Source organism: Streptomyces sp. NPDC027672 (assembly GCF_055566335.1).
On sequence record NZ_JBVHSO010000015.1, the window covers coordinates 203,432 to 213,708 of the forward strand.

Annotated in this window: 9 protein-coding genes; 7 read left to right on the forward strand and 2 right to left on the reverse strand. The window is 70.3% G+C overall.

The features are described from left to right. Positions 1–160: 160 nt before the first annotated feature. Genes ACZ4SV_RS30645 through ACZ4SV_RS30660 form a run of 4 tightly spaced genes read left to right on the forward strand, consistent with a single transcriptional unit; the run spans position 161 to position 5,023 of the window. Positions 161–2,404 (forward strand): polyribonucleotide nucleotidyltransferase, encoded by a 2,244-nt coding sequence (locus ACZ4SV_RS30645; RefSeq protein WP_468008101.1) that lies wholly within the window; start codon positions 161–163, stop codon positions 2,402–2,404. Then, positions 2,401–3,780, forward strand: a complete 1,380-nt coding sequence (locus tag ACZ4SV_RS30650) for a M16 family metallopeptidase (protein WP_397970367.1) — start codon at positions 2,401–2,403, stop codon at positions 3,778–3,780. Before ACZ4SV_RS30645 ends, ACZ4SV_RS30650 begins: the two co-directional genes overlap by 4 nt. 26 nt (positions 3,781–3,806) lie before the next feature. Then, a complete protein-coding gene (dapB, locus tag ACZ4SV_RS30655; protein ID WP_468008103.1) occupies positions 3,807–4,559 on the forward strand; it encodes a 4-hydroxy-tetrahydrodipicolinate reductase in 753 nt (250 codons plus the stop codon). Between the two features lie 11 nt (positions 4,560–4,570). Next, positions 4,571–5,023: a tetratricopeptide repeat protein gene (locus ACZ4SV_RS30660; RefSeq protein ID WP_365882989.1), complete on the forward strand. Its 453-nt coding sequence runs from the start codon at positions 4,571–4,573 to the stop codon at positions 5,021–5,023. Positions 5,024–5,192: 169 nt separating this feature from the next. Here ACZ4SV_RS30660 and ACZ4SV_RS30665 read toward each other — a convergent pair whose 3' ends face one another. Both ACZ4SV_RS30665 and ACZ4SV_RS30670 read right to left on the reverse strand, forming a co-directional pair. Further along, positions 5,193–5,747: a YdbT family protein gene (locus ACZ4SV_RS30665; protein ID WP_397949154.1), complete on the reverse strand. Its 555-nt coding sequence runs from the start codon at positions 5,745–5,747 to the stop codon at positions 5,193–5,195. A 103-nt stretch (positions 5,748–5,850) separates the two neighbouring features. Next, a complete protein-coding gene (locus ACZ4SV_RS30670; RefSeq protein ID WP_397940569.1) occupies positions 5,851–6,087 on the reverse strand; it encodes a hypothetical protein in 237 nt (78 codons plus the stop codon). Between the two features lie 188 nt (positions 6,088–6,275). Here ACZ4SV_RS30670 and thyX point away from each other — a divergent pair, with 188 nt between their 5' ends. The 3 genes from thyX to ACZ4SV_RS30685 all read left to right on the forward strand — a co-directional run bounded on the left by thyX (position 6,276) and on the right by ACZ4SV_RS30685 (position 9,965). Further along, complete coding sequence (thyX, locus tag ACZ4SV_RS30675; RefSeq protein WP_365882985.1) at positions 6,276–7,013, forward strand: FAD-dependent thymidylate synthase; 738 nt, start codon at positions 6,276–6,278, stop codon at positions 7,011–7,013. A 211-nt stretch (positions 7,014–7,224) separates the two neighbouring features. Then, on the forward strand, positions 7,225–8,124 hold the full coding sequence (gene dapA / locus ACZ4SV_RS30680; protein ID WP_397940571.1) for a 4-hydroxy-tetrahydrodipicolinate synthase: 900 nt from the start codon (positions 7,225–7,227) through the stop codon (positions 8,122–8,124). Positions 8,125–8,279: 155 nt separating this feature from the next. Further along, a complete protein-coding gene (locus ACZ4SV_RS30685; RefSeq protein ID WP_468008107.1) occupies positions 8,280–9,965 on the forward strand; it encodes a ribonuclease J in 1,686 nt (561 codons plus the stop codon). Positions 9,966–10,277: the final 312 nt, after the last annotated feature.

A 10,277-nucleotide genomic window follows, 5' to 3' on the forward strand; every position in this document is an offset into this window, starting at 1 on the left:
GAAGCGCGCCCAGTCGCCGCCGGTCCTCGGTAGTGGCCCCCGGAGAAGCGAACCCCGGGTGCTTCGATCGAAGACCGGCCCGCACCGCACGGAGCGCCTCTCCATCACCGTCCCCCTGCCACACGGGCAGCCAAGGGACGAAGACGAGGAGAAAACGCTAGTGGAGAACGAGACCCACTACGCCGAAGCCGTTATCGACAACGGACCCTTCGGCACCCGCACCATCCGCTTCGAGACGGGCCGCCTGGCCAAGCAGGCCGCCGGCTCCGCCGTGGCGTACCTGGACGACGACACCATGGTGCTGTCGGCCACCACCGCCTCCAAGAACCCCAAGGACCAGCTCGACTTCTTCCCCCTCACGGTGGACGTCGAGGAGCGGATGTACGCCGCCGGCAAGATCCCCGGCAGCTTCTTCCGCCGCGAGGGCCGGCCCTCCGAGGACGCGATCCTCACCTGCCGCCTCATCGACCGCCCGCTGCGCCCGTCCTTCAAGAAGGGCCTGCGCAACGAGATCCAGGTCGTCGCCACGATCATGGCGCTCAACCCCGACCACCTGTACGACGTCGTGGCGATCAACGCCGCGTCCGCGTCGACGCAGCTGGCCGGCCTGCCCTTCTCCGGTCCGATCGGCGGCGTCCGCGTCGCGCTGATCCGCGGCCAGTGGGTCGCCTTCCCGACCCACACCGAGCTGGAGGACGCCGTCTTCGACATGGTCGTCGCCGGCCGCGTGCTGGAGGACGGCGACGTCGCGATCATGATGGTCGAGGCCGAGGCCACCGAGAAGACCATCAAGCTGGTCGAGGGCGGCGCCGAGGCGCCCACCGAGGAGGTCGTCGCCGCCGGTCTGGACGCCGCGAAGCCCTTCATCAAGGTCCTCTGCCGCGCCCAGGCCGACCTCGCCGCCAAGGCCGCCAAGCCGGTCGGCGAGTTCCCGATCTTCCTGGACTACCAGGACGACGTCTTCGAGGCCCTGGCCGCCGCGGTCAGGCCCGAGCTGGCCCAGGCGCTCACCATCGCCGGCAAGCAGGACCGCGAGGCCGAGCTGGACCGCGTCAAGGCGCTCGCCGCCGAGAAGCTCCTGCCGGAGTTCGAGGGCCGGGAGAAGGAGATCTCCGCCGCGTACCGCTCGCTCACCAAGCAGCTGGTCCGCGAGCGCGTGATCAAGGAGAAGAAGCGCATCGACGGCCGCGGTGTCACCGACATCCGCACCCTGGCCGCCGAGGTCGAGGCCATCCCGCGGGTGCACGGCTCCGCGCTGTTCGAGCGTGGCGAGACCCAGATCCTGGGCGTCACCACCCTCAACATGCTCCGCATGGAGCAGCAGCTGGACACCCTCTCCCCGGTGACCCGCAAGCGCTACATGCACAACTACAACTTCCCGCCGTACTCCGTCGGCGAGACCGGCCGCGTCGGCTCCCCGAAGCGCCGCGAGATCGGCCACGGCGCCCTCGCCGAGCGCGCCCTCGTGCCGGTGCTGCCCACGCGCGAGGAGTTCCCGTACGCGATCCGCCAGGTGTCCGAGGCCCTCGGCTCCAACGGCTCGACGTCCATGGGCTCGGTCTGCGCCTCCACCATGTCGCTGCTGAACGCCGGTGTGCCGCTGAAGGCCCCGGTCGCCGGCATCGCCATGGGCCTGATCTCCCAGGAGATCAACGGCGAGACGCACTACGTCGCCCTCACCGACATCCTCGGTGCGGAGGACGCCTTCGGCGACATGGACTTCAAGGTCGCCGGCACCAAGGAGTTCGTGACCGCCCTCCAGCTCGACACCAAGCTGGACGGCATCCCGGCCTCCGTCCTGGCCGCGGCCCTCAAGCAGGCCCGCGACGCCCGCCTGCACATCCTCGACGTGATGATGGAGGCCATCGACCGGCCCGACGAGATGAGCCCGCACGCCCCGCGGATCATCACCGTCAAGATCCCGGTCGACAAGATCGGTGAGGTCATCGGCCCCAAGGGCAAGATGATCAACCAGATCCAGGAGGACACGGGCGCCGAGATCACCATCGAGGACGACGGCACGATCTACATCGGCGCCGCCGACGGCCCCTCCGCCGAGGCCGCCCGCGCCACGATCAACGGCATCGCCAACCCGACGATGCCCGAGGTCGGCGAGCGGTACCTGGGCACGGTCGTCAAGACGACCACCTTCGGCGCCTTCGTCTCCCTGCTGCCCGGCAAGGACGGTCTGCTGCACATCTCGCAGATCCGCAAGCTGGCCGGCGGCAAGCGCGTGGAGAACGTCGAGGACGTCCTCGGCGTGGGCCAGAAGGTCCAGGTCGAGATCGCCGAGATCGACTCCCGCGGCAAGCTGTCCCTCATCCCGGTGATCGAGGGCGAGGACGGCGACGCGGCGTCCGACAGCGGCTCCGCCGCCGGTGCGAAGGACGACGCCGAGCAGTGACGTCCCGTAGCTCCGAGGCGACGGCCCGCCCCTCTTCGGAGGCGCGGGCCGTCGCCCGTACCCAAACCCTGATCAAGGGAGCAGGCGGCATCGGCACGGTCCGCAAGACCACCCTCCCGGGCGGCCTGCGCATCGTCACCGAGACCCTGCCCTCCGTCCGCTCCGCGACCTTCGGCATCTGGGCGCACGTCGGCTCCCGCGACGAGACCCCGGCCCTGAACGGCGCCACGCACTACCTGGAGCATCTGCTCTTCAAGGGCACCGAACGCAGGTCGGCGCTGGACATCTCCGCCGCCCTCGACGCCGTCGGCGGCGAGATGAACGCGTTCACGGCCAAGGAGTACACGTGCTACTACGCGCGTGTGCTCGACACCGACCTGCCGCTCGCCATCGACGTGGTCTGCGACATGCTGACCGGCTCGCTCATCCGCGAGGAGGACGTCGACGTCGAGCGCGGCGCGATCCTCGAAGAGATCGCGATGACCGAGGACGACCCGGGCGACTGCGTGCACGACCTGTTCGCGCACACCATGTTCGGCGACAACGCCCTCGGCCGCCCGGTCCTCGGCACGGTGGACACGGTCAACGCCCTCACCGCCGACCGCATCCGCCGCTTCTACAAGAAGCACTACGACCCGACCCACCTCGTGGTCGCCTGCGCCGGCAACGTCGACCACGCCAAGGTCGTCCGCCAGGTCCGCGCCGCCTTCGAGAAGGCGGGCGCCCTGCGCAGCCCGGACGCACAGCCCGTCGGCCCGCGCGCCGGCAGCCGTACGATCCGCGCCGCCGGCCGGGTGGAACTGGTCGGCCGCAAGACCGAGCAGGCGCACGTCGTCCTCGGCATGCCCGGCCTGGCCCGCGCCGACGACCGCCGCTGGGCCATGGGCGTCCTCAACACCGCCCTCGGCGGCGGCATGTCCTCGCGCCTCTTCCAGGAGGTCCGGGAGAAGCGCGGCCTCGCCTACAGCGTGTACTCGTACACCTCGGCGTTCGCCGACTGCGGCCTGTTCGGCGTCTACGCCGGCTGCCGGCCCAGCCAGGTGCACGACGTGCTCAGGATCTGCCGCGACGAACTCGACCAGGTCGCGCAGAACGGCCTCTCGGACGACGAGATCGCCCGCGCCATCGGCCAGCTCAAGGGCTCCACGGTCCTCGGCCTGGAGGACACCGGCGCGCTGATGAACCGTATCGGCAAGAGCGAGCTGTGCTGGGGCGAGCAGATGTCCGTGGACGACATGCTGGCGAAGATAGCCGCGGTCACCCCGGACGAGGTCCGCGAGGTCGCCCGGGACGTCCTCGGCCGGCGCCCGTCGCTGTCGGTCATCGGCCCGCTCAAGGACAAGCAGGCCGCCCGGCTGCACGACGCGGTCGCCTGAAACACCACCGGTTAGGAAGCAGGAACATGAGCAAGCTGCGCGTGGCGGTCCTCGGTGCCAGAGGCCGGATCGGGGCCGAGGCGGTCAAGGCGGTCGAGGCCGCCGGCGACATGGAACTGGTCGCCGCCCTCGGCCGGGGCGACAAGCTGGAGACGCTGGCGGAGACCGGCGCCCAGGTCGCCGTCGAGCTGACCACCCCGGACTCGGTCATGGACAACCTCGACTTCTGCGTGCGCCACGGCATCCACGCCGTCGTCGGGACGACCGGCTGGACCGACGAGCGCCTCGCGCGGCTGCGGGGCTGGCTGGCCGAGTCCCCGGAGACCGGCGTGCTCATCGCGCCGAACTTCTCCATCGGGGCCGTGCTGACCATGAAGTTCGCGCAGCTCGCCGCCCCCTACTTCGAATCGGTCGAGGTGGTCGAGCTGCACCACCCGAACAAGGTGGACGCCCCCTCGGGCACCGCCACGCGCACCGCCCAGCTCATCGCCGAGGCCCGCCGGGCGGCCGGTACGGCCCCGGCGCCGGACGCCACGGTCACGGCGCTCGACGGCGCCCGGGGCGCCAGCGTCGACGGCGTCCCGGTGCACGCCGTCCGGCTGCGCGGCCTGCTCGCCCACCAGGAGGTGCTGCTCGGCGGCGAGGGCGAGACCCTCACCGTCCGGCACGACTCGCTGCACCACAGCAGCTTCATGCCGGGCATCCTGCTCGGCGCCCGCCGCGTGGTGACCGCTCCGGGCCTCACCTTCGGCCTGGAACACTTCCTGGACCTGGGCTGACGAACACTGCCATGCGCGCGAAGATCACCTACCTCGTCACGGCCGCCGTCCTGGTCTTCTACTTCGTCCTGGTCGGCAGCCGCGGCGTCCTGCTCATCCAGGCCGGCACGCTCCTGACCGTCACGTTCGGCGTGGCGGTGCTGATCCTGCCGGTCATCGGCGTGTGGTTCCTGTGGAAGAACACCCAGTTCGTCCGCAAGGCCAACCGGCTGGCCGCCGCACTCGACGCCGAGGGCGGTCTGCCGGCCGACGAACTGCGGCGCCTGCCCAGCGGCCGGATCGACCGCGACTCGGCGGACGAGGTCTTCGCCGCGCGCAAGGCCGAGACCGAGGCGTCCCCCGACGACTGGCGCTGCTGGTTCCGCCTCGCCGTCGCCTACCACGACGCCCGCGACACCCCGCGGGCCCGCAAGGCGATGCAACGCGCCATCGCCCTGCACGAAAACCGCCCCGTCCCCTCCTGACCCCACCTCGCGCGGGCGGACGGTCCCGGATGCACGGGGCCGCACGGAGGGGATTCACGCCGGCGGATCTGCACGGACGGGATTGCGCCGCGGGCTCGCGCGGACGGGGCGCCCGGCGCGCGGGCGACGCGCCAGCCCCCGGGCCCTGCCAGCCCGGCACCCTCGTCCGTCAGCCGCGTCCGTGTTCCGCCGCCCACGCCTCCACCAGGTCCGCCGCCCGGTCGAAAGCCATCGGGCGGGCCAGGAAGTCCAGGCTGTGCGTGGTGAGCAGCGGCGGGGTGTCCGCGGCCGGCCGGTCCTCGCGGACGAGCGCCAGCGCCTGCCCCTGCACCGTGCGCGGCAGCCCCAGCCAGCGCACCGGCTGCTGCACCGTCCGCACCGACACGACCCGCGCCCACGGCACCGTCCGCGTCGCCAGGAAGCCGGTCCGGCGCAGCCCCCGCCGGCTCACCCACACACCCATGCGCAGCAGCCGCAGCGCGCCCGCCACGAACGCCAGGCCCACGACCAGCACCACGGCGGCCGTGGGCACGGCACCGGTGAGCGCGGTCAGCACCGCGGCCAGCAGCACGAACGAGGCGAGCAGCAGCCACAGCGCGGCCACGCCCACCCGCCACGGCCCGAGCCGGTACGGGCGTCGCCAGCGATCCGGATCGTCGTACGGCAGCGCGCTCTCGGCCGCCGTCTCGAAGGTGCGGTCGGCCGTCAGGAAGGGCAGGGGCACGGCTGTTCCTCACTCGGTCCTCGCGTGGACGGTGTCCGGTGAGGCTATCCGGCCGTGATCCCGCCCACCAGCGGTGAGCGTCCGGAAGGAGGAGGGCCCCCGGTCAGTGCCCCGGGGACGCCTGGGACTGCTGGACCGGCGTATCGGACGGCGTGGAGAGCGCCGGCGTCCCGACGGCCAGGGCACCCACGACCCCGGCGACGAGAGTGAGGCCCAGCAGCCAGCGTCCGGCGAGTTCGCCGAGGGACGCCCGCTGACGGGGCGGGGGAGTGACATTGCTGCGGAACCGGTCCGCCTCGGCCAGGAAGGCGAAGGGTACGGGCTCGCGCCTACGGAACATCGTGACTGCCGCTCCTTTCGGGGAGAGAAGATCGAACATGCGCGCCTCACCGGTAAAGACGCCCGAGTGACGCAAAAGGTGCCCCATGTCCGGAAAAAATCGCAGGGAAGGGCGCCGCTCGTTCCGTGCCGTCTGCCCCGTACAGTGGGCGCGAACCTCAAGCAGCACTGGGAAGGACCTGCCCCACCGTGACCCGCACCCCGGACGACATCAAGATCGACTTGCGCAGTGACGTCACCGTCGAACTGGTCAAGCACAGCGCGGCCGACGCCGACGTGCTCTTCGCCGCCCGTGTGTCGACCGTCGGGGAGCAGTCCCTGGACGAGCTGAACAAGGACCCGGAGCGCTCCAAGGGCCTCATCAACTACCTGATGCGCGACCGGCACGGCAGCCCGTTCGAGCACAACTCGATGACGTTCTTCGTCAGCGCCCCGATCTTCGTCTTCCGCGAGTTCATGCGGCACCGCGTCGGCTGGTCGTACAACGAGGAGTCCGGCCGCTACCGCGAGCTCCAGCCGGTCTTCTACGTCCCCGACGCGTCCCGCAAGCTGGTCCAGCAGGGCCGCCCGGGCAAGTACGTCTTCGTGGAGGGCACCGAGGAGCAGCAGGCGTCGGCCGGGCACGCCATGGAGGAGTCCTACCGCCAGGCGTACGCGGCCTATCAGGAGATGCTCGCCCAGGGCATCGCCCGGGAGGTCGCCCGCTCGGTGCTCCCCGTCGGCCTCTACTCCTCGATGTACGCCACCTGCAACGCGCGCTCCCTGATGCACTTCCTCGGGCTGCGCACCCAGCACGAGCTGGCCAAGGTGCCGTCCTTCCCGCAGCGGGAGATCGAGATGGTGGGCGAGAAGATGGAGGCGGAGTGGGCGAAGCTCATGCCGCTGACGTACGCCGCCTTCAACGCGAACGGCCGGGTGGCCCCGTAACGGAGCCGTACGCCCCCGCCGGGAACGGACGTACGCGTCAGCCTCGCGAGGTGTCCGTATTGCGGCATTAAGAGAAGTTCATCTAGCCTGATCAAACGGACCCGGCACTGCTTGAACCCCCGAGCAGGCAGTGCCGGGCTCCGCCTTTGTCCTGACTTTCCCGGCACCCCACGGGCACAGCGCCCGACCGGCACCGAGTAGCGTGTTACCCATGGCTCCGACCTCGACTCCGCAGACCCCCTTCGGGCGGGTCCTCACCGCCATGGTCACGCCCTTCACGGCGGACGGCGCACTCGACCTCGACGGCGCGCAGCGGCTCGCCGCCCACCTGGTGGACGCAGGCAACGACGGCCTGGTCGTCAACGGCACCACCGGCGAGTCCCCCACCACCAGCGACGCGGAGAAATCGGATCTGGTACGAGCCGTCCTGGAGGCCGTCGGAGACCGTGCCCACGTCGTCACCGGCGTCGGAACCAACGACACCCGCCACAGCGTCGAGCTGGCCCGCGAGGCCGAGCGCGTCGGCGCCCACGGCCTGCTGCTCGTCACGCCGTACTACAACAAGCCCCCGCAGGAGGGCCTGTACCGGCACTTCACGACCGTCGCCGACGCCACCGGCCTGCCGGTCATGCTCTACGACATCCCCGGCCGCAGCGGCGTCCCGATCAGCACCGAGACGCTCGTCCGGCTCGCCGAGCACCCGCGGATCGTCGCCAACAAGGACGCCAAGGGCGACCTCGGCCGTGCGAGCTGGGCCATCGCCCGCTCCGGCCTCGCCTGGTACTCCGGCGACGACATGCTGACCCTCCCGCTGCTGTCCGTGGGCGCGGTCGGCTTCGTCTCGGTCGTCAGCCACCTCGTCACCCCGGACCTGCGCGCCCTGGTGGACGCGTTCACCTCCGGCGACGTCGTCAAGGCCACCGAGATCCACCAGAAGCTGCTCCCGGTCTACACCGGCATCTTCCGCACCCAGGGCGTCATGACCACCAAGGCCGCCCTCGCGCTCCAGGGCCTGCCGGCCGGACCGCTGCGCTCGCCCATGGTCGAGTGCTCGCCCGAGGAGATCGCCCAGCTCAAGATCGATCTTGCCGCGGGCGGGGTACAGCTCTGACAACAGACTTGGCACCACACGGGCTTCACAACTGAATCGAAAACCGCAGACGCAGGCCACCGGTGCCTGCGCGTTACCAACAACTGCTTCTGCACGAACGTCATGCGCGCCACGTGCCCGACCGGTACGTGGCGCGCGTGTGTGAGGAGAGTCTTTTGAGTCATCCGCATCCTGAACTCGGCCCGCCCCCGCCGCTCCCCGAAGGCGGCCTGCGCGTCACCCCGCTCGGCGGCCTCGGCGAGATCGGCCGGAACATGACCGTCTTCGAGTACGGCGGCCGCCTGCTGATCGTCGACTGCGGAGTGCTCTTCCCCGAGGAGGAGCAGCCCGGAATCGACCTGATCCTGCCCGACTTCTCGTCCATCCGGGACCGCCTCGACGACATCGAGGGCATCGTCCTCACCCATGGCCACGAGGACCACATCGGCGGCGTCCCGTTCCTGCTCCGCGAGAAGCCGGACATCCCGCTGATCGGCTCCAAGCTGACCCTCGCCCTGATCGAGGCCAAGCTGCAGGAGCACCGGATCCGGCCGTACACCCTGGAGGTGGTGGAGGGGAACCGCGAACGCGTCGGACCCTTCGACTGCGAGTTCATCGCCGTCAACCACTCCATCCCGGACGCGCTGGCCGTCGCCATCCGCACCCCGGCCGGCATGGTCGTGCACACCGGCGACTTCAAGATGGACCAGCTCCCGCTGGACAACCGCCTCACCGACCTGCACGCCTTCGCGAGACTCAGCGAAGAGGGCATCGACCTGCTGCTCTCCGACTCCACGAACGCCGAGGTCCCGGGCTTCACCGCGCACGAGCGCGACATCTCCAACGTCCTGCGGCAGGTCTTCGCCGGCGCCCGCAAGCGGATCATCGTGGCCAGCTTCGCCAGCCACGTCCACCGCATCCAGCAGATCCTGGACGCGGCGCACGAGTACGGCCGCCGGGTCGCCTTCGTCGGCCGCTCCATGGTCCGCAACATGGGCATCGCCCGCGACCTCGGCTACCTCAAGGTCCCGCCGGGCCTGGTGGTGGACGTCCGGACGCTGGACGACCTGCCCGACCACCAAGTGGTCCTGGTCTGCACGGGTTCCCAGGGCGAGCCGATGGCGGCACTGTCCCGCATGGCCAACCGGGACCACCAGATCCGCATCGTCGACGGTGACACGGTCATCCTCGCCTCCTCGCTGATCCCGGGGAACGAGAACGCGGTCTACCGCGTGATCAACGGCCTGACCCGCTGGGGCGCCGACGTCATCCACAAGGGCAACGCCAAGGTGCACGTCTCCGGCCACGCGTCCGCGGGCGAGCTGCTGTACTTCTACAACATCTGCCGCCCCAGGAACCTGATGCCGGTCCACGGCGAATGGCGCCACCTGCGGGCCAACGCCGAGCTGGGCGCCCTGACCGGCGTCCCGCACGACCGGATCGTCATCGCCGAGGACGGCGTGGCCGTCGACCTGATCGAGGGTAAGGCCAAGATCTCGGGCAAGGTCCAGGCCGGATACGTCTACGTCGACGGTCTCTCGGTCGGCGATGTCGGCGAGCCGGCGCTGAAGGACCGCAAGATCCTCGGCGACGAGGGCATCATCTCGGTGTTCGTGGTCATGGACTCCTCCACCGGCAAGATCACCGGCGGCCCGCACGTCCAGGCCCGCGGCTCCGGCATCGACGACTCGGCCTTCGCCGACGTGCTGCCGAAGATCACGGAAGTCCTGGAGCGGTCCGCCCAGGACGGTGTCGTGGAGCCCCACCAGCTCCAGCAGCTCATCCGCCGGACCCTCGGCAAGTGGGTCTCGGACACGTATCGCCGCAGGCCGATGATCCTGCCGGTGGTCGTGGAGGTCTGACGGTCCGTCCGTGCCGACCGGGAGCGGGCCGCCTCGATTTGCATCGAGGCGGCCCGCTCCAGTACGTTTACGGCTCCGCCCAACCGGGAACCCGAGCACATCACGTGCTGCACACGGGAAGTCCGGAGCGGGTGGGAAAACCGGCTCAGAACTTCTGATAAAGTCGGAACCGCCGGAAAGGGAAACGCGGAAGCGGGAACCTGGAAAGCACCGAGGAAATCGGATCGAGAAAAGATCTGATAGAGTCGGAAACGCAAGACCGAAGGGAAGCAGCCCGGAGGAAAGCCCGAGAGGGTGAGTACAAAGGAAGCG

Coding starts and splice junctions, on each gene's coding strand:
- dapB (WP_468008103.1), top strand. CDS start 3,807: ATGAGCAAGCTGCGCGTGGCGGTCCTCGGTGCCAGAGGCCGGATCGGG.
- ACZ4SV_RS30660 (WP_365882989.1), top strand. CDS start 4,571: ATGCGCGCGAAGATCACCTACCTCGTCACGGCCGCCGTCCTGGTCTTC.
- ACZ4SV_RS30670 (WP_397940569.1), bottom strand. CDS start 6,087: ATGTTCCGTAGGCGCGAGCCCGTACCCTTCGCCTTCCTGGCCGAGGCG.
- dapA (WP_397940571.1), top strand. CDS start 7,225: ATGGCTCCGACCTCGACTCCGCAGACCCCCTTCGGGCGGGTCCTCACC.